Source organism: Bacillus andreraoultii (assembly GCF_001244735.1).
Classification (GTDB): Bacteria; Bacillota; Bacilli; order Bacillales; family Caldibacillaceae; genus Caldifermentibacillus; species Caldifermentibacillus andreraoultii.
Genome location: NZ_LN868935.1, coordinates 546,740 through 571,826, shown reverse-complemented (window position 1 = coordinate 571,826; position 25,087 = coordinate 546,740). Strand labels below are relative to the sequence as shown.

The 25,087-nt window shown below is 37.5% G+C and carries 20 protein-coding genes; 8 read left to right on the top strand and 12 right to left on the bottom strand.

What is annotated here, in order from left to right:
• Positions 1-370: 370 nt before the first annotated feature.
• Positions 371-1,663, top strand: a complete 1,293-nt coding sequence (purB, locus tag BN2144_RS03035) for an adenylosuccinate lyase (RefSeq protein ID WP_033826860.1) — start codon at positions 371-373, stop codon at positions 1,661-1,663.
• 155 nt (positions 1,664-1,818) lie between these two features.
• Here purB and BN2144_RS03030 read toward each other — a convergent pair whose 3' ends face one another.
• Positions 1,819-2,148 (bottom strand): YgaP family membrane protein, encoded by a 330-nt coding sequence (locus tag BN2144_RS03030; RefSeq protein ID WP_033826859.1) that lies wholly within the window; start codon positions 2,146-2,148, stop codon positions 1,819-1,821.
• A 148-nt stretch (positions 2,149-2,296) separates the two neighbouring features.
• On the opposite strand from BN2144_RS03030, the gene BN2144_RS03025 reads away from it, so the two are divergent.
• The 7 genes from BN2144_RS03025 (at position 2,297) to BN2144_RS02995 (ending at position 13,058) form a co-directional block, all read left to right on the top strand.
• A complete protein-coding gene (locus BN2144_RS03025) occupies positions 2,297-4,042 on the top strand; it encodes an adenine deaminase C-terminal domain-containing protein (RefSeq protein ID WP_033826858.1) in 1,746 nt (581 codons plus the stop codon).
• A gap of 53 nt (positions 4,043-4,095) precedes the next feature.
• Positions 4,096-5,097 (top strand): DUF3048 domain-containing protein, encoded by a 1,002-nt coding sequence (locus BN2144_RS03020; RefSeq protein ID WP_033826857.1) that lies wholly within the window; start codon positions 4,096-4,098, stop codon positions 5,095-5,097.
• A 71-nt stretch (positions 5,098-5,168) separates the two neighbouring features.
• On the top strand, positions 5,169-5,504 hold the full coding sequence (locus tag BN2144_RS03015) for a YerC/YecD family TrpR-related protein (RefSeq protein WP_033826856.1): 336 nt from the start codon (positions 5,169-5,171) through the stop codon (positions 5,502-5,504).
• A gap of 1,046 nt (positions 5,505-6,550) precedes the next feature.
• Positions 6,551-7,240 carry a heptaprenylglyceryl phosphate synthase gene (pcrB, locus tag BN2144_RS03010; RefSeq protein ID WP_033826855.1) on the top strand — a complete coding sequence of 230 codons (690 nt, stop codon included), beginning with the start codon at positions 6,551-6,553 and terminating at the stop codon, positions 7,238-7,240.
• 73 nt (positions 7,241-7,313) lie between these two features.
• Entirely contained in the window at positions 7,314-9,521 is a 2,208-nt protein-coding gene (gene pcrA / locus BN2144_RS03005; RefSeq protein WP_033826854.1) for a DNA helicase PcrA, read from the top strand.
• A 346-nt stretch (positions 9,522-9,867) separates the two neighbouring features.
• A complete protein-coding gene (gene ligA / locus BN2144_RS03000; protein ID WP_033826853.1) occupies positions 9,868-11,871 on the top strand; it encodes an NAD-dependent DNA ligase LigA in 2,004 nt (667 codons plus the stop codon).
• Between the two features lie 35 nt (positions 11,872-11,906).
• Positions 11,907-13,058, top strand: coding sequence for a CamS family sex pheromone protein (locus BN2144_RS02995; RefSeq protein ID WP_033826852.1), 1,152 nt, complete (start codon positions 11,907-11,909; stop codon positions 13,056-13,058).
• Positions 13,059-13,160: 102 nt separating this feature from the next.
• Here the strand turns inward: BN2144_RS02995 and purD are convergent, their stop codons facing one another.
• The 11 genes from purD to purE all read right to left on the bottom strand — a co-directional run bounded on the left by purD (position 13,161) and on the right by purE (position 25,085).
• Positions 13,161-14,438, bottom strand: a complete 1,278-nt coding sequence (gene purD / locus BN2144_RS02990) for a phosphoribosylamine--glycine ligase (RefSeq protein ID WP_033826851.1) — start codon at positions 14,436-14,438, stop codon at positions 13,161-13,163.
• A 227-nt stretch (positions 14,439-14,665) separates the two neighbouring features.
• Complete coding sequence (gene purH, locus BN2144_RS02985; RefSeq protein ID WP_033826850.1) at positions 14,666-16,204, bottom strand: bifunctional phosphoribosylaminoimidazolecarboxamide formyltransferase/IMP cyclohydrolase; 1,539 nt, start codon at positions 16,202-16,204, stop codon at positions 14,666-14,668.
• A 32-nt stretch (positions 16,205-16,236) separates the two neighbouring features.
• A complete protein-coding gene (gene purN / locus BN2144_RS02980) occupies positions 16,237-16,803 on the bottom strand; it encodes a phosphoribosylglycinamide formyltransferase (protein WP_033826849.1) in 567 nt (188 codons plus the stop codon).
• A complete protein-coding gene (purM, locus tag BN2144_RS02975; RefSeq protein WP_033826848.1) occupies positions 16,803-17,843 on the bottom strand; it encodes a phosphoribosylformylglycinamidine cyclo-ligase in 1,041 nt (346 codons plus the stop codon). The genes purN and purM overlap by 1 nt, the downstream gene beginning before the upstream one ends.
• A gap of 360 nt (positions 17,844-18,203) precedes the next feature.
• Complete coding sequence (gene purF, locus BN2144_RS02970) at positions 18,204-19,625, bottom strand: amidophosphoribosyltransferase (protein ID WP_033826847.1); 1,422 nt, start codon at positions 19,623-19,625, stop codon at positions 18,204-18,206.
• On the bottom strand, positions 19,610-21,826 hold the full coding sequence (gene purL / locus BN2144_RS02965) for a phosphoribosylformylglycinamidine synthase subunit PurL (RefSeq protein ID WP_033826846.1): 2,217 nt from the start codon (positions 21,824-21,826) through the stop codon (positions 19,610-19,612). Before purL ends, purF begins: the two co-directional genes overlap by 16 nt.
• Positions 21,810-22,496 (bottom strand): phosphoribosylformylglycinamidine synthase subunit PurQ, encoded by a 687-nt coding sequence (gene purQ / locus BN2144_RS02960; RefSeq protein WP_033826845.1) that lies wholly within the window; start codon positions 22,494-22,496, stop codon positions 21,810-21,812. Before purQ ends, purL begins: the two co-directional genes overlap by 17 nt.
• Positions 22,493-22,747 (bottom strand): phosphoribosylformylglycinamidine synthase subunit PurS, encoded by a 255-nt coding sequence (gene purS, locus BN2144_RS02955; protein WP_033826844.1) that lies wholly within the window; start codon positions 22,745-22,747, stop codon positions 22,493-22,495. Before purS ends, purQ begins: the two co-directional genes overlap by 4 nt.
• Positions 22,740-23,459: a phosphoribosylaminoimidazolesuccinocarboxamide synthase gene (gene purC / locus BN2144_RS02950; protein ID WP_033826843.1), complete on the bottom strand. Its 720-nt coding sequence runs from the start codon at positions 23,457-23,459 to the stop codon at positions 22,740-22,742. Before purC ends, purS begins: the two co-directional genes overlap by 8 nt.
• Complete coding sequence (gene purK / locus BN2144_RS02945; protein ID WP_033826842.1) at positions 23,456-24,613, bottom strand: 5-(carboxyamino)imidazole ribonucleotide synthase; 1,158 nt, start codon at positions 24,611-24,613, stop codon at positions 23,456-23,458. Before purK ends, purC begins: the two co-directional genes overlap by 4 nt.
• Positions 24,597-25,085: a 5-(carboxyamino)imidazole ribonucleotide mutase gene (purE, locus tag BN2144_RS02940; RefSeq protein ID WP_033826841.1), complete on the bottom strand. Its 489-nt coding sequence runs from the start codon at positions 25,083-25,085 to the stop codon at positions 24,597-24,599. The genes purK and purE overlap by 17 nt, the downstream gene beginning before the upstream one ends.
• Between the last annotated feature and the right edge of the window lie 2 nt (positions 25,086-25,087).

The window sequence follows — 25,087 nt, the reverse complement described above, 5'->3', positions numbered from 1 at the left end:
ACGGTAGCCGCCCAAATCGGGATGAAAAAGGTTGAAACGGTCATCTAGAAGAGTTCTAGCCGCCCAAATCAAAATGAAAAAAGGCTGCCAAAGTCACGTAGAGCGGTTATAGATACCCATTTCCCACGGGTCACGTAGTATAAGGATTGTGCGTTCCCTGCACGAAAAAATGCGATAAAGGAGATTGAGCAATTTTTGATGCTTGTTTCATACAAAAATCACATAAAAGGAAAAACGAACGATAAACATGTGATAAACATTCATCGTTCGATTTTAACTTGACTTGTCAAATCGTCTTTTGCTAAGATAAAAATGTATAAATAATGAAAAAATAGTAGAATGATAGCTTTCAGAAACTGGAGGATGGACAATGATTGAACGTTATACGAGACCTGAGATGGATGCGATTTGGACAGAGGAGAATCGATTTAAAGCTTGGTTGGAAGTTGAAATTTTAGCATGCGAGGCATGGTCTGAATTAGGTGAAATTCCAAAAGAGGATGTTCGGAAAATCCGAGATAACGCAACATTTTCGGTGGAACGGATTAAAGAGATTGAAGAAGAAACAAGACATGATGTCGTTGCATTTACGAGAGCAGTTTCTGAAAGTTTAGGTGAAGAGAAAAAATGGGTTCATTACGGTTTAACATCCACTGACGTCGTTGATACAGCACAATCTTATTTATTAAAGCAAGCGAATGCGATTTTGTTACAAGATATTGAGAATTTCATGGCAATTCTAAAGAAAAAAGCGCAAGAACATAAATATACTGTCATGATGGGACGTACTCATGGTGTTCACGCGGAACCAACTACTTTCGGTTTAAAACTTGCTCTTTGGTATGAAGAAATGAAAAGGAATCTAGAACGTTTTAAACGTGCAACACAAGGTGTGGAGTTCGGGAAAATCTCTGGGGCTGTAGGTACATATGCAAATATTGATCCATTTGTTGAAAAGTATGTTTGTGAAAAACTTGGGATTACACCCGCACCTATATCAACGCAAACTTTACAACGTGATCGCCATGCACATTACATGTCTGTACTAGCCTTAATTGCAACTTCCATTGAAAAATTTGCTACAGAAATTCGTGGGTTACAAAAGAGTGAAGTACGAGAAGTAGAAGAGTTTTTTGCAAAAGGTCAAAAAGGTTCTTCTGCCATGCCACATAAGCGAAACCCTATTGGTTCAGAAAATATGACAGGGATAGCAAGAGTGATTCGTGGTTATATGCTTACCGCGTATGAAAATGTTCCATTATGGCATGAACGGGATATATCCCATTCCTCTGCTGAACGCATTATATTACCGGATGCAACGATTGCTTTAAACTATATGCTAAACCGGTTTGCTAATATTGTTAAAAACTTAACGGTGTTTCCTGAACATATGAAAGAAAATATGGAGCGTACTTGGGGACTTATTTATTCCCAACGTGTTCTTTTAGCATTAATTGAAAAAGGATGGGTTCGTGAAGAGGCGTATGATACAGTTCAGCCGTTAGCGATGGAAGCGTGGGAAAAACAAGTGCCATTTCGTTCTTTAGTAGAAAATAGTAAAAAAATTACCGAAACTCTAACGGAAGCTGAAATTGACGATTGCTTCGATTATCACCACCATTTAAAACATGTCGATACGATATTTGAGAAATTAGGGTTGTAAAATAGAGTCCGTGGGTTGATTCGCTCACGGACTAAACTTTTGGCTACGATACCCTCAATCTTTTATAATCAACAATCTTTACCCATCCTTTATAAAGGCTATTAATTCGTCAATTTTTCATTATTTTCATTATGTCGGGCATATGAACGACCATTTTATTCTTGATCTTGTTGTTGTGAGCTTCCGTCGTCTTCTTTTTGCGATGATCTCATTTGCTTCGGTGTAAATAAATCAATCACTTGTTTCAATTGTGGTTTGTTATCCGAATCTGACATATAATTCGCTTGACTTTGCATCATATCTGTTATTGGGCAGTATTTTAAAAACCCTTCTCCCACCTTCATTGCCGATAAAAACGCAATTATTAAGTATGATTCTTTCCAAGGTTTTTTCACAAGTTTTGCAGTTGCCCAAGATAGAAAAGTTAATCCAAATGAAATTCGTAATAAGGCATTTACAACACCTATATTTTGCTTTCGATTCATTGCTATTCCTCCTATATTCAAATTGTAAATGCTTCTTTAGTGCGCAATAAAAAAATGCATGCTATAATAAATTTAATCTTTTTCGATGATTTGAAAAATAGGTTATACCTCTAACCGAAAAAATGAAAAAATAAAAAAGGTGAAAATGATGATTGATTCTAAATACAGATGGAGAAATCGTGAACTAAGAGAACATGTTGAAGTTATTGATGGGAAGCGATCGCCATCCATTGTGCTTTACAATGCAACCTATTTACATGGAATATTAAAACAATGGTTAAAAGGAAATATTTGGATTTACCAAGATCGCATTGTCTATGTGGGTGATAAAAAACCTGATTTTATTGATGAAAAATGTGAACAAATTGATTGTAAAAATCTCCTACTTGTACCAGGATATATTGAACCACATGTTCACCCGTTTCAATTATATAATCCCCTAAATTTTGCCCAGTATGCATCAAAATTTGGAACAACAGTATTGATCAATGATAATTTACAGCTTATTTTACAATTGAGTAAAAAGAAAGCGTTTTCTTTTATTGAGGATTTAAAATCACTACCACAAACACTATATTGGTGGAGCCGTTTTGATAGTCAATCCGAACTGATTGATGAGGAAACTTTATTTTCCAATGCTTCGGTCAAGTCGTGGATTAATCATGAGTTAGTTGTTCAAGGCGGTGAGCTAACCGGTTGGCCAAAATTGCTCGAAGGTGATGATTTAAAACTTCATTGGATTCAAGAAACAAAGCGAATGAATAAAAAAGTGGAAGGACACTTCCCAGGTGCGTCAGAAAAGACTTTAGCAAAACTAAAACTCCTAGGTGCTGATTCCGATCATGAGGCAATTTCTGGTAAAGAAGTAAAACGGCGCTTATTACAAGGATATATGGTAACTTTGAGACATTCATCAATCCGTCCTGATTTGCCAAAAATTTTAGAGCAGATGAAAGAACTTCAAATAACACAATATGATCACTTGATGATGACAACAGATGGCTCTCCACCACACTTTTACGAAGATGGGGTAATGGACCGATTAATTAAGATTGCTATTGAAAAAGGTGTACCACCAATTGATGCGTATTTAATGGCAACGTATAATCCAGCAAAATACTATCAGTTGGACGATCTACACGGCCTTATTGCTACAGGTAGAGTTGCCCATATTAATTTTATTGAAAAGATAGAAAATCCAACACCTGTTTCTGTTCTTGCAAATGGACAATGGATTTTAAAAGATAACATATGGGTAGGACCGGAAAATCAAATAAAACTTCAGGATTATGGTTTTCAGCCTCTATCAATAGATTGGGATTTGTCAAAAGCTGATTTACAGTTTTCAATGCCGTTTGGGATTCAGTTGGAGAGTTCTGTTATAACAAAGCCTTATTCCATTACAATTGATGCCGATCGTGACCAAATTGATACACTAGAAGATGAATGTTTCTTTATGGCAATTGATACGAAAGGAACAAAGCGAACGAATACATTGTTAAAAGGTTTTGCCAATAATTTAGGTGGTCTCGTGTCTACATTTACTTATACAGAAGATATCCTTTTAATAGGAAAAAATAAAAATGATATGCTACAAGCGTTTCGACGGATGAAAGAAATTGGTGGAGGTTTAGTTATTGTTGATCATGGGGAAATTATTTACGAGTTGTCCTTACCGTATTTAGGTATCTCAAGTAGCTTGACTTTTGAACAGTTAATGATGGCAGATAAAAAACTTAAAGATATATTAATTAGCCGTGGGTATCCTTTTAATGATCCCGTATATACATTACTTTTCTTTACGTCAACACATTTACCATATATTCGTTTAACACCAAAAGGAGTTTTTGATGTTATGCAAAAAAAGGTTTTGTTTCCCACTATAATGCGTTAAAATAATGAAGGAGAAGGACATAATCAACGTAACATACTGGGGGATAAAGCTTCGTGAAAAAATTTGCAAAATGGATACCTATTATCGCAATATTATTTTTACTAATTGGTTGTAGTAAGGACACAAAAACAGAAAAAGAGAAACCTAGTGAAAATCAAACAAAACAAGCAAAACTATATACTTTTCCACTTACAGGATTAACAACAAAGGAAAAACCGAATCATCGAGCAATTAGTGTAATGATGAATAACCATCCTGCTGCTAGGCCACAATCTGGTTTGACAAAAGCAGATATTGTTTACGAGGCTTTAGCAGAGGGTGGTGTTACACGGTTTCTTGCAGTTTTTCAAAGTGAATATCCAGATATTGTAGGCCCTATTCGTAGTGCCCGACCTTATTATATTGAGCTGGCAAAAGGATTAGATGCAATTTATATTTGTCATGGATGGAGTCCGGAAGCGAAAGAAATGATTACGAATGGGTATATCGATGCTCTAAACGGTTTATTTTATGATGGTACATTATTCAATCGTGTTTCATTTCGGAAAGCACCTCATAATTCGTATATTTCCCTTGACCATATGGAAGAGGGGATTGAAGAAAACCAATATTCACTAATTGGACCACCGGCTTCTTTTGCATTTTTGAAAGACGGAGAGGATACGGATGGTGAGGAACAAAGTACAGTAACCATTTCTTACTCTACGAAAAATTTTGAAGTTCGTTATGAATATGACGAAACGATGAAAGCATATAAGAGATTTTCGGGCGATGTTCAAACAAGTGATTATGACACAGATGAACCAGTCCTTTTGAACAATATAATCATTGTTGAAATGAATCACACAAAAATTGATACCTATGGTAGGTTAAATATTGATATTCACTCTGGTGGAAGAGGCTATTTATTGCAAAATGGGAAAATGAAAAGTGTCACTTGGGAAAATGAAAATGGTGAAATTGTCCCATATATAAATGGTAAAGAAGCTCCGCTCGTACCAGGGAAAACATGGGTTAACATTGTACCAAACTTAGATGAAACCGTACAATTATAAAAGAAGATATTTTTCGTTTGATTTAATCAATAATATTATTAAGTAGGTATTTTTGAGGAGGCAATTTCAACGTGCAAATAGACAAATTAAGAGGGAAGGAATTAGATCGATTATTTGATGCTATCCTTTCATTACAAGATAAAGAAGAATGCTATCGATTTTTTGATGACCTCTGTACAATAAACGAAATTCAATCGTTATCACAACGTTTAGAAGTAGCTAGACTTTTAGAAGAAGGAAGTAAATACCATGAAATTGAAAAGGAAACAGGTGCTTCAACAGCAACCATATCAAGGGTAAAGCGCTGTTTAAACTACGGTAATGATGCTTATAAAATGGTACTTGAACGAATTGAGGACAAACAATCGGAGACAAATATAGAAGATGAAAATACCGAAGAAAGCTAAGTGATCTGCTTAGCTTTTTTTAGTTGCCATGAAAGTAAAGTATAAATTTTTTCATTTCTACATTCCTATACTCGGTGCACAAGAAGACGTCAGAAACATTACCTTGCAGCCAAAAAAATTTTCTTTGGTGTACTCAAGTATCTGCTCAATGACTAAAGAATCGGACGTTCGAATTTACTTTATAAGCCGGTTTTGTGCAGTTCGGTTTAATTTGGGTTCATAGTAAGGTTCGATACCTCCGATTTCGCGAAAACTTGAGGATTTTGGGTTCATAGAAGTGTTCTATGAGCCTGATTTCGCGAAAACTTGAGGATTTTGGGTTCATAGAAGTGTTCTATGAGCCGGATTTTGCGAAAACTTGAGGATTTTGGGTTCATAGAAGTGTTCTATGAACCTGATTTTGCGAAAACTTGAGGATTTTAGGTTCATAGAAGTGTTCTATGATCCCGATTTCACGAAAACTTGAGAATTTTAGGTTCATAGAAGTGTTCTATGAGCCGGATTTTGCGAAAACTTGAGGATTTTGGGTTCATAGAGAAGTTCTATGATCCCGATTTCGCGAAAACTTGAGAATTTTGGGTTCATAGAGAAGTTCTATGAGCCGGATTTTGCGAAAACTTGAGAATTTTGGGTTCATAGAAGTGTTCTATGAACCTGATTTCGCGAAAACTTGAGGATTTTGCATAATACCCAGGATTTCTGATTCATAGAGAAGCTTTAAAAGCAGATTTCACCAAAACTGCGGTATTATCGTGCGACCATACCCACTAGACGCCCGTTTATCCTGACTTTATATCAAAACGGTTATCTATAGCCCTTCTAGATGACCAATTCCCCATACTTTTTAACCAAAACGGTTATCTATAACTCTTCTAGATGACCAATTCCCCGTACTTTCAATCAAAACGGTTATCTATAACCCTTCAAGACGCCCGTTTCCCCAAGTTTTTTACGAAATAGAAAGGTTTCTATGCTTCTAATGTATTTTTTATAATCGAAAGCAATGGTATAATAATTGGATGGAACAAATAGTGGAGGAAAAAGATATGTACGATTTTCGACAATGGCACCATGTATTCAAACTTGATCCAAATAAAGAAATTGATGATATTGCATTAGAGAAAGTTTGTGAGTCCGGGACTGATTGTATTATGATTGGTGGAACGGACGGCGTTACGTTAGAAAATGTATTAAATTTAATGGCGCGGGTTCGTCGCTACACAGTACCTTGCGCCTTAGAAGTATCAAGTATAGACGCTATAACACCAGGATTTGACTTATATTTTATCCCTACTGTTTTAAATAGTAAGGACTCAGATTGGATTGTCGGTAAACACCACCAAGCGATAAAGGAATTTGGTCATTATATTGATTGGAAGGAAATGGTGGTTGAAGGTTACTGTATTTTAAATGAAAATAGTAAAGTAGCACAACTGACGAATGCTACGACGGACCTATCAATTGATGACATTGAAGCATATGCAACGATGTCGGAAAAAATATTTAATCTTCCCATATTTTATTTGGAGTACAGTGGAGTGTACGGTGATCCAAACGTAGTGGAAAGAGTGAAAGAACAGTTAGAGACGAGTACGCTCTTCTATGGCGGTGGTATTTCTAATCAAGATCAGGCAAAAGAAATGAAACAGCATGCGGATGTTATTGTTGTTGGAAATATTATTTATGATAATTTAGAAGCAGCGTTAAAAACAGTAGAAGTTGCCAAAAGGTTTTAACGTAAATGTTGAATTGTACTTACATATTCGATAAAATAAGAACAAATATTCGGTTTTAAGAAAGGTGATCCAGTTGCAATATTTAAAAGATCGTCTACTTGATGGGTTAAATAAAGAACAGCAACAAGCAGTAAAAACGACTGAAGGTCCACTCCTCATTATGGCTGGTGCGGGAAGTGGAAAAACAAGGGTACTTACACATCGAATCGCATATGTACTACTGGAAAAAGGTGTAAATCCATATAATATTTTAGCTATCACGTTTACAAATAAAGCTGCGAGAGAGATGAAGGAACGGATTGCTGCCATTCTTGGTGGAGCGGCAGATGATATATGGATTTCAACATTTCATTCCATGTGTGTGCGAGTTTTACGAAGGGATATTGATCGAATAGGAATCAATCGTAATTTTACAATTCTAGATACAGCCGACCAACTATCGGTTATAAAGGGGATTATAAAAGATAAAAATATTGATCCGAAAAAATTCGATGCACGAGGAATACTAGGATCCATTAGCAGTGCAAAAAATGAACTTATTGATGCGAAAGAGTATTCGAAGCTCGTAGGAAATTATTATGAAAAAATAGTAAGTGATGTTTTTGAGGAATATGAAAAGCGTTTATTAAAAAACCACTCCCTTGATTTTGATGATTTAATTATGAAGACAATCCAATTATTTCACCGCGTACCAGAAGTTTTAGAGTATTACCAAAGGAAATTCCAATATATACACGTAGACGAATACCAAGACACAAATAAAGCACAATACAAACTTGTTAACTTACTAGCAGCAAAGTTTAAAAATCTTTGTGTTGTTGGTGATTCTGACCAATCCATTTATGGTTGGCGTGGGGCAGATATTGCGAACATCCTTTCTTTTGAAAAGGACTATCCAAATGCTAAAGTAATACTACTTGAACAAAACTATCGTTCAACAAAAAATATTTTACATGCGGCAAATGAAGTCATTGCGAACAATGCAAACCGGAAACCGAAGAATCTTTGGACGGAAAATATGCAAGGGGAAAAAATACGTTATTACCGTGCTGATTCTGAACAAGGTGAAGCGTTATTCGTTACCGGAAAAATTAAAGAACTCGTTGATCATTCTGAACGGAAATATAGTGATATAGCAATTTTATATCGTACGAACGCCCAATCACGGGCAATGGAAGAAATGTTCGTTAAGGCAAATATTCCGTATACAATTGTTGGCGGTACAAAATTCTATGATCGAAAAGAAATTAAAGATATTTTAGCATACCTTCGACTTGTAGCAAATCCAGATGATGATATAAGTTTAACGAGAATCATTAATGTACCAAAAAGGGGAATAGGTGCAACTTCGCTTGATCGTATTGCACAATATGCACTACTACATGATATATCTATGTTTTCCGCATTAGGAGAAGTAGAACACATCGGTTTAGCCGCAAAAGCAACGAAAGCTTGTGCTGAGTTTTATCATTTAATTAAAGATCTAAACCAAATGCAAGAATATTTATCTGTGATGGAACTGACGGAAGAAATGATAAAACGTACAGAATATAAAGAGATGTTAAAGGCGGAAAAGACGTTAGAGGCAGAAAGTCGTTTAGAGAATATTGAGGAATTCCTTTCTGTTACGAAAAATTTTCAAGAAACTAGTGAAGATAAAACATTAATCGCCTTTTTAACGGATTTAGCTCTAGTTGCTGACATTGATCAAATGGATAAAGAAGAAAATAATAAAGAAGCTGTTGTTTTAATGACGCTACATTCTGCAAAAGGTCTGGAATTCCCAGTCGTCTTTCTTATTGGTTTAGAAGAGGGGGTATTCCCACATAGCCGGAGTTTAATGGACGAAGGGGAAATGGAAGAAGAACGAAGACTCATGTATGTAGGTGTAACACGAGCAGAAGAAGAATTATATATAACGAACGCCCAATTACGTACATTATTTGGTCGGACAAATATGAACCCTGCTTCAAGATTTATTGCAGAAATCCCGGATGAACTAATTGAAGGCTTAAATGAAAAGAGAAAACAGCCAGCAACACAGGAAAGTCGCACAACACGTCCCGTTCATCGCCCAGTTACTCGTCCAATCCAAACAACAACTGGAGGAGAGTCATTCGGTTGGAAGGTCGGGGATAAGGCAAGTCATAAAAAATGGGGCGTTGGTACAGTTGTGAGTGTAAAAGGTGAAGGTGACTCACTAGAACTAGACATTGCTTTCCCAAATCCAGTTGGGATTAAGCGGTTATTAGCGAAGTTTGCTCCAATTGAAAAACAATAGCTTCACTTTATTTAGCAGAAATGGGGTCGTCCGAAAAAGGGAAATCCCAAAAAATATGATAATTAAGAAGTTGATATATCAAGGTTTTGAAACATGAAAAGGGGGCATCCAGAAGTCAAAAACCCGACTTTCTGGACAGCCCCGATGAATGTTATCATGAAAAGGTGTACGAAATCTAGTTGTAGGAGTTTTTTATCTTTAAGAATAAAGGTTGTGGCGTTTATAAAGAAAAAATGACTGTTGTTGTAGCAAGATGGCGACTTCCCGGGAAAAGCGCCCGCCTAGGCTAATTACAACAAAGTATACGAAAACAACCATGATCATTAATCAAAAGTGAGGGTTGCCAATGCAATTTGAAGATGCCCAAAAGAGAGTAGAGGAATTGCGTCAATTATTAACGCGTTATGGTTATGAGTATTACGTGTTAGATCAGCCTACTGTCCCTGATAGTGAATATGATAAATTAATGCAAGAATTAATCAAGTTAGAAGAACAATTTCCTGAGTTGCGGACAACGAATTCACCGAGCCAACGAGTAGGTGGAGAGGCATTGGAAGGATTTAAAAAGGTAGAGCATGAGATTCCAATGTTAAGCCTTGGGAATGCTTTTAATGAAAGTGATTTGCGTGATTTTGACCGTCGAGTACGACAAGCTATAGGTGAAACATCCTATGTATGTGAATTGAAAATTGATGGATTGGCGGTTTCATTACGATATGAAAATGGTCAATTTGTTCAAGGGTCAACTCGTGGTGACGGAACAGTTGGTGAGGATATAACTACAAACTTAAGAACTGTCCGTTCTATTCCTCTTCAGCTAAATGAAGAGGTGACGATTGAAGTCCGTGGAGAAGTGTTCATGCCTAAAAAATCGTTTATAAAATTAAATCAAGAGCGAGAGGAAAATGGAGAGGACTTATTCGCTAACCCAAGAAACGCTGCAGCAGGCTCATTAAGACAGCTCGATCCAAAAGTTGCCGCATCGAGAAATTTAGATGTATTCCTATATGCGATTGGTGAAAACAATCTTGATCATTTACAACGGCATAGTGAAGGCCTCGATTATTTAGATCGACTGGGCTTAAAAACAAATAAAGAAAGAAGAATTTGCCAAACGATTGATGAAGTTCTCCAATATATTGAAGAATGGAAAGAAAAAAGACCGCATCTTCCTTATGAAATAGATGGAATTGTAATTAAAGTTGACCGTTATGATCAGCAAGAAGCATTAGGAACGACTGTAAAAAGTCCACGTTGGGCAATTGCTTATAAATTCCCTGCAGAAGAAGTTATGACAAAGTTGACGAATATTGAACTAAGTGTAGGACGTACAGGTGTTGTTACTCCAACTGCAATTCTGGATCCTGTACGAGTAGCTGGAACAACGGTCCAACGAGCATCCCTACATAACGAAGATTTAATTAAGGAAAAAGATATTCGTATTGGCGATTATGTGATTATACGAAAAGCAGGGGATATTATCCCGGAAGTTGTTCAGAGTGTCGTGGAAAAAAGAACCGGTGAAGAAGTACCTTTTTCTATGCCAACCCATTGTCCAGCCTGTGGTAGTGAACTTATCCGCTTAGAGGAGGAAGTGGCACTACGTTGTATTAATCCAAAATGTCCTGCACAAATTCGTGAAGGATTAATCCATTTTGTATCCCGAAATGCAATGAATATCGAGGGATTAGGAGAAAAGGTGATTACTCAACTTTTTGACAATCATTTAGTGAATGATGTTGCCGATATTTACAAGTTAGAAAGAGACCAATTATTACAATTAGAACGAATGGGTGAAAAATCAGTTCAAAATTTACTTACAGCAATCGAAACATCTAAAGATAATTCTCTAGAACGGTTGTTATTTGGTTTAGGAATTCGTCATGTTGGAGCAAAAGCGGCAAAAATTTTAGCCGAGCATTACGGTGATATAGACAGCCTTATGAAGGCCGGTGAGGAAGACTTACAAGTCATTGATGAAATTGGTGAGAAAATGGCCAATTCTATTGTTACGTATTTTCAAGCACCGGAAGTTGAAGAACTAATTACAGAATTGAAAGATTTAGGTGTGAATGTCACGTACAAGGGACCACACATCAAAAATGCAGTAAACGTTAAGTCACCAGTTGCTGGAAAGACAATCGTACTAACAGGAAAATTAGAAGTATTGTCGAGAAATAAGGCAAAGGAAAAGTTAGAATTACTTGGGGCAAAAGTTACTGGAAGTGTAAGTAAAAAGACGGATATTGTTATTGCTGGTAGTGAAGCTGGATCAAAATTAACAAAAGCACAAGATTTAGGAATTGAAATTTGGAATGAAGAACAACTTCAAGCATTATTTAATCAATGAAGTTAGCTTCCTTTTTGAGAAGAGGTGTCAAAAATATGAAGAAGCGAATACTAATACCTTTCCTAATCGTTTTAATCTTGTCTGGATGTCTTCCCAAACTTGATGAACAAGGTGAAGTTGTAAAAGAGAATGATAAAACAGAGGAAAAGGCAATTATACCGAAGTATCAAATATCTGATTCATACTATCGTACCCTGTCTCCGTTTAAACCATCAGATGCTAGGGGAATGGTTGTAAGTAATTTAAATAATCGATATGATAGTGATGAATTTGAAGAGGGATTATTACGTATCTCTCAACAAAACTTTTCAACAGATAAGTATATTTTCCAAGAAGGACAGTATCTTGATAAAGATACCGTTTCGAGTTGGCTAAAACGAAAAATGACGGACGCTCAACTAAAAGAAAATAAAATGTCAGAGGCGGAAAATCTTGGGTTAAATCCTGTTATAAAAAATCGAGATAGTCAAGCAGACCAAGAGAAAAATCCAATTTATTTAGCCCATATTTTAGAACATAATTATTTAATAAAATCAAATGATAAAACTGTTAAATTAGGTGGCATATCAATCGGTTTAGCATTAAATAGTGTGTACTATTATAAAATTAATGGTGTTGAAAAAAAGGTGAAGATTCCAAATGATGTCATTGAACGTGAAGGAAAACGAATGGCTGAGGAAATCATAACCCGATTAAGAAAAGTGAAGGGATTAGAATCAGTACCGATTACGATTGGTCTGTTTAAGCAACAAGATAAAACATCCGTTACCCCTGGAAACTATTTTGCCTATGGAACAGCAAAAAGTGGTACTTCTTTAGACTGGGATAAGATAAAGGAAAAATATGTTTTATTCCCTTCATCAACAGCAACAAAAGAGCACCGTGGAGATGCCCAACAATTCGATACATTTAAGAATAATGTCGAAAAGTATTTTGATAACTATAATGGAATTGTTGGTCGAGCATTATATATCAACGATGAGATTAATAAATTAACAATCGATGTTACGATGCAATTTTATGGGAAAACGGAAGTAATTGGATTTTCACAATATGTTGCGAGTTTAGTTGTTGAAAGCTTTCCAGAACACGCAATTACTGAAGTAAATGTAAAATCAATTTCTGGTCAGGAAGCACTAATTTTAAAAGAGCCAGACATGGACGAACCATTTGTTCATATTTACTAAGTTTGTTTTTAAAAGTTAATCCATAGAAATTAACGAAAAAGGACCGCTCACATACGAACGGTCCTTTAAAATTCATTAAAACTTCGTGTTGAATAGGTTTCTTCATGAATTTAAGACAGCATGGCTAATTGCTTTATGACCGATATCTTTTCGGTAAAATATTTTTTCCCAATGAACTTTTGAAAGTGCCTTATACACTCTTAATTGGGCATCTAACAATGAATCACCATAAGCTGCAGCTAATAAAATTCGTCCGCCATTAGCAACTAGGTTACCATCTTTAGACATAATCGTACCAGCATGGAAAACAAGAGAATCATTTGAAAGCGAGCCTAAATCTGGTAAAATGAATCCTTTCTCATAAGCATCCGGATAACCATTAGCCGCAATGACAACGCCTAGAACAGCATCACTATGCCATTCTATATATGGAGTTTCACCTTTTAAAAGTTGAAAAAGAACTTGAACAAGATCAGACTTCATTCTTGGTAAAATTACTTGTGTTTCCGGGTCACCGAAGCGAGCATTAAATTCAATCACTTTTGGACCGTTTGCTGTATCAATGAGCCCTGCATAAAGGACACCGGTGAAGCTCCGACCTTCCCGAATAAGTGCTTCAGTGATCGGTTTTAAGATTGTTTCAAAGGCAATCTTTTTTGTATGCTCACTAATAAATGGAACAGGTGAGTAAGCCCCCATTCCACCTGTGTTTGGTCCTTTGTCACCGTCAAAGGCGCGCTTATGGTCTTGTGCAAGTTCAAGAGGGACAATTGTTGTACCATGAACAAGAGCCATGAACGAAAACTCTTCACCTTCCAAAAATTCCTCGATAACTACTTTTGCGGAAGAGTCGCCAAACTTATTATGAAGCAAAAATTCTTGCAATGCTGAAATTGCCTCATCCGTATTACTTGCGACAATGACACCTTTTCCTGCAGCAAGCCCATCTGCTTTAATAACAATCGGCGCACCTTTTTCTAAAACATACGCTTTTGCTAGCTCAAAATCAGTAAATACTTCATATTCAGCTGTTGGTATATCATATTTATTCATTACGTATTTTGCAAATGACTTGCTCCCTTCAATTTCAGCGGCATTCTTATTGGGTCCGAAAACAAGAAGGTCTTTAGCACGAAAACGGTCAGCTAATCCTTCAAGCAGTGGAACTTCTGGGCCAATAATCGTCAATTCGATTCCATTCTCTTTTGCAAACTTGACTAATGCTTCATGGTCACTTTCTTCAATAGAGATGCATTTTGCACAATTTTGCATCCCAGAATTTCCAGGTGCCGCGAAAACTTGATCGACTAGTGGACTTTCACTTACTTTTTTGCAAATGGCGTGTTCCCGACCGCCTCTGCCAACGACAAGAATATTCATCTATTAACCTCCGATATATTAATGGAATCCTATGAATTTTGCTTTGGGTAATAGGAAAGTATAAATTTTTCGATTTCCACTTTCCTATAGGTATAAGCGCACAAGGAAGGCTTCGAGCATTACATTAAAGTCGAAAAACTCTCTTTCCAGCGAACTACGTCTATTCGTTGTCCAAAGCTCTAGCCATGAGTTTTCTTTACTTTTACCAAATAATTTACTAACTTCACTTAATGTTTAAAATGTCGCACACCTGTAAATACCATAGCAATACCATATTCATCCGCTTTTTTAATTGAATCCGCATCTTTTACCGAACCACCAGGTTGAATGATGGCTGTAATGCCAGCTTGGCCAGCGGCTTCAACCGTATCGTCCATAGGGAAAAATGCATCAGATGCGAGTACAGCGCCTTCTGCTTTAGCTCCAGCTTGTTCGAGGGCGATTTTAGCAGCACCAACACGGTTCATCTGACCAGCCCCTACACCGAGAGTAGAATGTTGATCTGTTATAACAATTGCATTCGATTTAACATGTTTAACAATTTTCCAACCAAGTTTTAATGCTTCCCATTCTTCTTTTGTTGGTTCTCGTTTTGTCGGAATCGTTATATTTTTTTCATCTAAATGAGCACGATCAAAGTCTTGAACTAATAATCCACCTTCAATAGATGTTAGGCGAAGCTCCTTGTTACTCGTTTCATTGAATGGAACAGTTAATAGTCGAATATTCTTTTTTGATGTTAAAACTTCTAATGCTTCTTTTGAAAAAGATGGGGCAATGATCATTTCAAGAAAAATTTCATGTAGCTTCTGTGCAGTCTCTACGTCAACTTCACGGTTTAATGCAATAATGCCACCGAAAATGGATACTGGGTCAGCCGCAAAAGCTTTTGAATATGCCTCAAAGATGGTTTCTCCAATTCCGACGCCACATGGGTTCATATGTTTTACGGCAACAGCTGCAGGTTCTTTAAATTCTTGAACAAGTTGTAAGGCACTTTCTGCATCATTAATATTATTGTAAGAAAGTTCTTTTCCGTGGAGTTGGGTTGCATTCGCGATTGAGCATTTTAAACCAATTGGCTTTTTATAAAAGGCAGCTTGTTGGTGTGGATTTTCTCCGTATCGTAATGCTTGTTTTCGTTCATAAGTTACGGTTAACTTTTCTGGAAAATTTTCACCAGTTAAGTTCGTCATATAATCGGCAATAAGGGCATCGTATGCCGCCGTATGACGAAATACTTTTGCCGCAAGTCGCCTTCTTGTCGCAAATTCAGTTTGACCTGCTGCTTTTAGTTCTGATAGGACGATTTCATAATCACCAGGATCAACGACGACTGTTACATGCTGATGATTTTTTGCGGCTGAACGTAACATGGAAGGTCCACCAATATCAATATTTTCTATTGCGTCACTTACAGTCACATTTGGTTTTGAAATCGTTTCTTTAAACGGATATAAGTTTACACACACAAGGTTAATTGGATGGATTTCATGTTTTTCAATTTGGTCAACATGATCTTTTATCTCAAGCTTTGCAAGTAGTCCCCCGTGAATAGCTGGATGCAATGTTTTTACACGACCATCAAGAATTTCTGGAAAATTTGTTATTTCACTAATACCAATTACTTGAATATTTGCCTCTTGAAGTTCTTTGTACGTACCACCTGTAGAAATAATCTCAAACCCAAGATCAACGAGTTGTTTTGCAAAATGAACAATTCCAGCTTTATCAGATACAGAAATAAGTGCACGTTTTTTTGCCATTTAAATTGCCCCCCTTAAATTTGAAAGATCATTCATGAGTTTAATAGCTTTTCTAATGTCTCCGGATATAATTGATGTTCGATGACTTGAATCTTTTTTTGTAGCGATTCTTTCGTTTCACCTTCAGCAATCTCAACCGTTTGTTGAGCGATTACTTGACCTGTATCCATCCCTTCATCAACATAGTGGATCGTAACACCTGTTTCCTTCACACCAGCTTTTAAGCTTTGACCAATGGCATCTAAGCCAGGGAATGCCGGTAGGAGGGAGGGGTGAATATTTACAATTTTCCTTTCGTAACTGTTTAAAATAGTTGGTCCGATAAGACGCATATACCCGGCTAAAGCAATAAAATCAATTTGAAATGCCTGAAGCTTTTCTAAAATTGCCGATTCATAGGCGATTTTAGAAGGGTAGCTTTTAGGATTAATTAAAAATACAGGTATATTTTCTTTTTTTGCCCTTTCTAAGACAAATGCTCCTGGGCGATCACAAATAACGCAGGAAATGTGGATATGTAGTTTTTGATTATGAACGGCATCCGTAATGGCTTGGAAGTTGCTGCCATTACCTGAAGCAAAGATGGCTACTTTTTTCATCATATATCCCCATTCCTGACAATTTGAATCATGTCACTTTCCGTTACTGTCCCGATGATTGATGGTGTTTCTCCTAAGGATTGAAATAAATCTATAAGCTCATCTACATAGGTAGGAGAGACTGCAATAACCATGCCAATTCCCATATTAAAAATATTGTACATTTCGATATGGTTAAGATCCCCGGTTTTTTCCATTAAAGAGTAGATTGGCGGAATCTCCCAGCTTCCTTCATGGATGATTGCTCCTAGTCCTGTTGGGATCATCCTTGGAATGTTTTCAAAAAAACCACCCCCAGTAATATGAGCCATCCCTTTAATAGGAATTGATTTTATTGCAGCTAGAATGGACTTAACATAAATTTTTGTAGGTTTTAACAGTTCTTCACCAAGCGTTGATTGGAATTCTGGTATATAATCATTTAATTGGATTTTTGCATCATCTAAAAGTAGTTTTCTAACGAGGGAGTAGCCGTTACTATGAATCCCACTTGAGGCAAGGCCTACTAATACATCCCCGCTTTGTATCGTGGAGCCATTAATTATTTTTGATTTTTCAACAGCTCCGACAGCAAAACCAGCAAGATCATATTCATTTTCTTCATATAACCCTGGCATCTCCGCCGTTTCACCACCGATTAGTGCACAACCGCTAGCTTCACAACCATCGGCAATTCCTTTAACAATTGCTTCAATCCGTTCTGGGACTGCTTTTCCACAAGCAATATAGTCTAGAAAGTAAAGTGGTTCTGCACCGTGAACAATAATATCATTGACACACATGGCAACTGCGTCTATACCAATTGTGTCGTGTTGATCCATCATAAAGGCAAGTTTGAGTTTTGTTCCGACACCGTCTGTTCCTGAAATTAGAACAGGTTCTTTCATATTTAAACAACTAAAATCAAACATCGCACCAAATTGACCAAATCCACCGAGTAAACCGGTTCGCTTTGTACGTTCGACATGTTTTTTTATTCTATTTACCGATTCGTATCCGGCTTTGATATCAACACCAGCTGCTTTATACGCATTAACCATTTGCTGTACCCCCGAGTTTTATAAAATGATAGGTAGAGTCAAATAACTATGATTCTCTAAATTGTTGCTGTGAACATGTTTTAAATTCATCGTTTTTTTTATCAAGAAAGTTTATTTTTTAGAATCATCGTTCTTAACGTCACGAAAGTCTGGATATAAATGTTGTGAGCGAAAAACGTTGAACGATTATTCTTTGATTACTTATTTTAGCTAATAGGAAGTTTCCATTTTCTCTATTTCTACTTTCCTATACGAATAAGTGCATAAGGAAGGCTTTTGAGCATTGCATCAAAGCCAAAAACTCTTTTTCTCACTCGTCTCTTTGGTTACCTGGAGACTCTAGCGCCCCTGAGTTTTTCTTTATCTGTCTTTCCCAACCCCAACGACTTCCGTACGTAAATCAACTTCTGTCGGGTACTTACCTGTAAAGCATGCGAGACAACTCCCTTTCATGCCATGACCGTTTTTTTGCCTCCCAAGGGCTTTTAACATTCCGTCCAAACTTAAAAATGTTAATGAGTCAGCACCAATTATTTGGCGGATTTCCTCAACGGATTTATCGCTTGCAATTAATTCTTCTCGTGTAGACGTATCTATACCATAAAAGCACGGGTGATTAATCGGTGGAGAACTAATAACCACATGAACTTCAACGGCACCAGCTTCTTTTAACATGTTAACGATGCGCCGACTTGTTGTACCTCGTACGATTGAATCATCTACCATAATGACTCGTTTTCCTTCAACGACACCACGAACAGGAGATAACTTCATTTTTACACCTTGTTCACGAAGCGACTGGGTAGGTTGAATGAATGTGCGACCGATATAGCGATTCTTAATAAGTCCAAGTTCATAGGGAATCCCCGATTCTTCAGCATATCCAATCGCAGCAGAAATACTAGAATCTGGAACACCTGTAACAACATCGGCATCAATTGGTGCTTCTAGAGCTAGCTGTTTTCCAAGATTTTTCCTTGCCGTATGGACATTCATACCCTGCAGGTCACTATCCGGTCTTGAAAAATACACATATTCCATCGCACAAAGGGACATCTGTGTATGATTAGTAAATTTTTCAGCGTGGAATCCCGCTTCATTAATCATTAATAATTCACCTGGTAAAATGTCGCGGACGAACTGTGCACCAACAATATCAAAAGCACATGTTTCTGAAGCAATAACATAGGCGTCTCCTAATTTACCTAGTGATAATGGTCTAAGTCCGTGTGGGTCAAGTGCAACCATCAATTCAGACTCGGTCATAATAAGATAAGCGTAGGCACCCTCTAACATATTTAAGGCTGCTTTTACTTGCTCTTTAAAAATAGGTTGTTTGCTTCGCTTAATTAAATGAGCAATTACTTCCGTATCAGAAGTTGTTTGGAAAATACTGCCCTCAGCTTCGAGTAGTAATCGTAATTCGGTAGCATTTGTTAAATTCCCATTATGTGCGAGTGCAAGGCTTCCTGATTGGGATTTAAAAACTAATGGTTGAACATTTTCATAACCGCTATCACCAGCTGTCGTATAGCGAACGTGACCAATGGCATTCGTTCCTTTAAGTTCATCTATATCAGATGCGGAGAAGACTTCAGTAACTAAGCCCTCTCCTTTTTTACTATTTATATCATCCCCATTGGAAACAGCTATTCCTGTTCCTTCTTGACCGCGATGTTGGAGACTTTGTAAACCATAATACGTAATTTGTGCTGCATTACGATGTCCCCAAATCCCAAAAACACCACATTCCTCATTTAATCCCCTTAGTTCAGCAAGCATGGGATCGCTCCTTTCCATGCCTCTTTCATCGTTTCTACATCCAAATGAATAACAGTTTCATTGTTAACAGATATTTGGAAGGTTGGTTGAGCTATTACTTTACCGATAAGGCGCGCTTGAACAATACGCTCAAATTCTTCTTGATGCTCTTTCTTTACTGATAAAATAAATCGTGATTGGGATTCGCTAAATAATTGTGTAACTTTTTCTCCAACGAGTTGTACGTTCACCCCTAAACCGTTCGTACCCATCACACATTCTGCTAAGGCGACTGCGACACCACCTTCACTCACATCATGACAGGATGCAACAACACCCGAACGAATGGCATCAAGTACTTGCTTCTGATGACTCGCCTCAACTTCTAAATCAATAGAAGGGGATTGGCCGAAAATTTCACCGTGAATAAGTTTTTGTAATTCACTACCACCGAATTCTTGTTTTGATTCGCCAAGCAAGTAAATGAAATCACCGGCTTGTTTAAATAATTGCGTTGTAACATGATTTACGTCTTTTACTAAACCGACCATGCCAATAACTGGGGTTGGGTAGACGGCTGTTTCGTTTGTTTCATTGTAAAGCGAGACATTCCCGCTAATAACTGGTGTATTAAGTACACGACAAGCCTCACTAATTCCGTTTGCGGCCTGTTCTAATTGCCAAAATATTTCTGGATTTTCTGGGCTACCAAAGTTTAAGCCGTCTGTAATTGCAAGTGGTTCTGCACCTGATGCGACGATGTTTCTTGCGGCTTCACTGACAGCAATTTTCCCGCCAGTCTCCGGATTTAAATAAATATATCTTGAGTTACAATCTGTCGTCATAGCAAGAGCCTTTTTCGTCCCTCGAATTCGTACAACGGCTGCGTCAGACCCAGGTGCGACAACAGTACTCGTTCTAACCATATAATCAAATTGGTTATAAACCCATTCTTTACTTGCAATGGTTGGTTGTTGTAACAGTTTTAAAAATGTTTCTTGAACATCTGCTACAAAAGGAATGTCATTTTTCATTACTTGGAACTCACGAAAATAAGTAGGCTCCTTTGATGGCTTATAATAAACAGGTGCATTTTGGTCCAACGCATCCACTGGAACTTCAGCAACAATTTCTCCGTGATGAAGGAGACGAAGCATTTTATCATTAGTTACATGACCAATCGCAACAGCTTCTAATCCATATCGGTCAAAAATATCGATTATTTCTTGTTCCCGACCTTTTTCAATAACGAGTAACATCCGTTCTTGTGATTCGGATAACATCATTTCATAAGCGGTCATTCCCGTTTCACGTTGTGGGACAAGATCTAAATTCATTTCAATTCCTGAACCCGCTTTACTCGCCATCTCGGCACTAGAACTCGTTAGACCAGCTGCACCCATATCTTGAATGCCAACAAGAGCGTCCGATTTAATAACTTCAAGGCATGCTTCCATTAACAGTTTTTCCATAAAAGGATCCCCCACTTGTACAGCAGGGCGTTTTTCATCTGAGGCATCCGTTAATTCCTCAGAAGCAAACGTTGCACCATGAATACCGTCTCGACCTGTTTTGGCTCCGACATACATAACCGTATTTCCCACACCTTTTGCTTGCCCTTTTTGAATATCTTCATGGTTAATCAAACCGACACACATCGCGTTGACAAGTGGATTGCCTTCATAACAAGGGTCAAATTGTATTTCTCCGCCAACTGTTGGAATGCCAATACAATTTCCATAACCAGCCATTCCAGCAACGACTTCTTCAAATAAATATTTCCCTCGGGCTGTCTTTAATTCACCAAAACGTAAAGAGTTAAGGAGAGCGATGGGACGGGCACCCATAGAAAAAACGTCACGAATAATCCCGCCAACCCCCGTTGCTGCACCTTGATAAGGTTCGATGGCAGAAGGGTGGTTATGGCTTTCAACTTTAAAAACAACAGCTTGATTGTCACCAATATCGACAATACCAGCGCCTTCTCCTGGGCCTTGTAAAACTCGAGGACCAGTAGTTGGAAACTTTTTTAACACGGGTTTTGAGTTTTTATAACTACAATGTTCTGACCACATAACTGAAAAAAGACCGGTTTCTGTATAGTTTGGTAGGCGACCGAGAATTTTTTCTACAAGAGCGAATTCTTCCTCTGATAAGCCCATTTGAGTATAAAGTTTCTCTTGTTTAATTTGCTGAGGATTTGGTTCAAGCTTTAACTGCATGGGATTCCCTCCATTGTTTAACAATTGATTTAAAAAGTTTTAATCCGTCATCACTACCTAATAATTGATCAACCGTTCGTTCTGGATGGGGCATCATTCCTAGGACGTTCCCTTTTTCGTTTGTAATACCGGCAATGTTTTCAATACTTCCATTCGGATTGTCGCCACAATAAGTAAAAACAATTTGGTTATTTGCTCTTAATTTTTGTAAAGTTTCCTCATCACAGTAGTAATTCCCTTCACCGTGGGCAACTGGGATTTGAATAATTTCTTCTTCACGATATTGGGTTGTGAATGGTGTATTTGTATTTCGCACTTTCAACGGAACAGTTTTACAAATAAACTTTAACTGTTTATTCCGTCGCATCGCACCAGGTAAGAGACCTATCTCAAGAAGAATTTGGAATCCATTACATACACCGAGAATTGGTTTACCGATTTCAGCTGCTTTGACAACTTCTTTCATCACGGGACTAAAACGGGCAATTGCTCCCGTTCGTAAATAATCACCGAATGAAAATCCGCCAGGGAGGAGAATGGCATCAAATCGATCCAAGCTTGTTTCATCATGCCAAACGTATTCAACATTTTCTCCGAGCTCATCTTTTATTGCATGATACATGTCCACGTCACAGTTTGAGCCAGGAAACACAATTACCGCGAAATTCATTGTGTCACACACTCCTCAATTTCATATCGATAATCTTCAATTACAGGATTGGCAAGGAGTTTGGAACAGATTTCCTCAACCATGCTATCGATTTTATCTCGTGATTCATTGATTGAAAGTTCCATATACTTCCCAATTCGAACATCGTCTACACTCGTATATCCCATCATTTGTAGAGATGATTTGACAGCAGTACCTTGTGGATCAAGAACACTTTCCTTCAATGTGACAAAAACTTTAACTTTATACATGTTGTTTTCCTCCCAATCTATGTAAAATGGTTTTATATGCATCAATTAAATTGCCTAGATCTCTTCGGAACACATCTTTATCAAGTTTCTCATTTGTATTTATATCCCAAAGACGACATGTGTCAGGGGAAATTTCATCTGCAAGGACAATATGGCCGTTTGTATCTTTCCCAAACTCTAGCTTAAAGTCGATAAGGCGCAAGTTACATTCTTCAAAAAAGTTGGTTAGGACACGGTTAATTTTTAATGCCTGCGTTCTTAATGTGTCGATATCTTGTAATGTTGCAATATCTAATACATCAATTTGTTCTTCTGAAATAGGGGGGTCCCCGAGCTCATCATTTTTTAAGCAAAATTCAACAATTGGTCGTTTTAATTGTTTTCCTTCAGGTACGCCGAACCGTTTTGAAAAACTTCCAGCAGTATAGTTTCGTACAATCACTTCAAGAGGAATGATCGTAACATGTTTTGCGAGTTGTTCATTGTCTGAAACTTTTTTAATAAAGTGGTTTGGGATTCCTTTTTCATGAAGCATGGAAAAAAGTAAACTCGTAATCTCGTTATTTAGCTTACCTTTTCCGAGTATTTCCGCCCTTTTCTCACCATTAAATGCGGTTAGTGAATCTTTATACTCAATCCAAACGATATTTTCTTTATCTGTTGCAAAAACACGTTTCGCTTTCCCTTCATATAACAGCTCTCGTTTATTCATTTTGAAGCCCCCGTTACTTTTTGTATTTTCCAAATATTATTCGCATCAATGTGTAATAACGCTTCATTCATTGAGTCACAAAGACGAGTGATATGGCCCATTTTTCGACCAGTTTTCGCTTCTTTTTTACCGTATAAATGAATTTTCCAATCTTTAAAATGATGTAGATTCTCTAGGAGTGGTTCAACATGTTCGCCTAAAATATTTACCATAACAGCCGGTTTTAATAGAGACGTGGCGCCAAGTGGCCAATTACATATTGCCCGGATATGTTGTTCAAATTGGGATGTTTCACATGCTTCAATTGAGTAGTGTCCTGAGTTGTGAGGTCTTGGTGCGAGTTCATTTATAAAAACTTCACCATCTTCTGTAACAAACATTTCGACAGCTAGCGTTCCGACAAGATGAAGGAAGTCTGCTATTTTGGTTGCTGCATGAATGGCTAATTTTTCTGTTTGTTCTCGAATACGAGCAGGTACAATGGTTTGGTGCAAAATATTGTTATGATGAATATTTTCTCCTACTGGAAGGATAGCTGTATCACCATGAAGGTTTCTCGTTATAATGACGGAAATTTCCTTTGTAAATGGAACCCACTTTTCAAGAACACAAGGACCGTGTGTGAATAATGTGGCTGCTTCATTTCGATCTGTAAAATCTTTTATGACCCATTGTCCTTTTCCGTCATAACCGCCAGTGGCCGTTTTGAGTACGGCAGGAGGTTCGATTTTTTCTAAAGCTATATTTAGATCTTGTTCATTCATTATTACTTCATAAGGAGCAACCGGAACGCCAGCTTTTTGTATTGCTTCTTTTTCATATATTCGGTTTTGGGTCATGCGCAAAATGTCCGTTCCTTGTGGGACATAAGCATTTTTTGTGAGCCAATCTAGTGCATCTGCATCAATATTTTCGAACTCATAGGTAATGACATCACTTTTTTGTGCAAGCTCCATAATCGCTGATAAATTAGTGTATGCTGCAACAATTTGCTCGTCAGCAACTTGACCTGTGGGACAATCAGGCGTTGGGTCTAGAACGATGACACGAAAACCCATTGACTTTGCTTCAAGTGCCATCATTTGTCCAAGTTGTCCGCCACCAATAATGCCGATTGTTTGACCAGGTAAAATTGTTTTAGTCAAGCTGATCACTACTTTCTAACACATTCTTTTTTGTATCTTCTCTCAAATTTTGTAATTTGGCTGCTAGTTGTGAATCAAAGGTGGAAAGTATTTGTGCAGCTAAAAGTCCTGCATTCTTTGCTCCTGCAACACCAATGGCTACTGTTGCGACCGGAACTCCGGCAGGCATTTGAACAATGGATAACAGAGAATCCATCCCGTTCAAAGCTTTCGATTGAATCGGTACTCCAATGACGGGAATCGTCGTTTTTGCCGCAACCATACCTGGTAGATGAGCAGCTCCACCAGCTCCTGCAACAATTACTTTTAGTCCATTTTCCCGTGCATTCTCAGCAAAGGTAAACATGTAGTCTGGTGTGCGATGGGCAGAGACAACTTTTTTCATATACGGAATTTCCAATTGTTCGAGTACATCACAAGTATGTTTCATCGTTTCCCAATCAGAAGTGCTCCCCATAATGACGCCAACAAGTGGTTTCATTT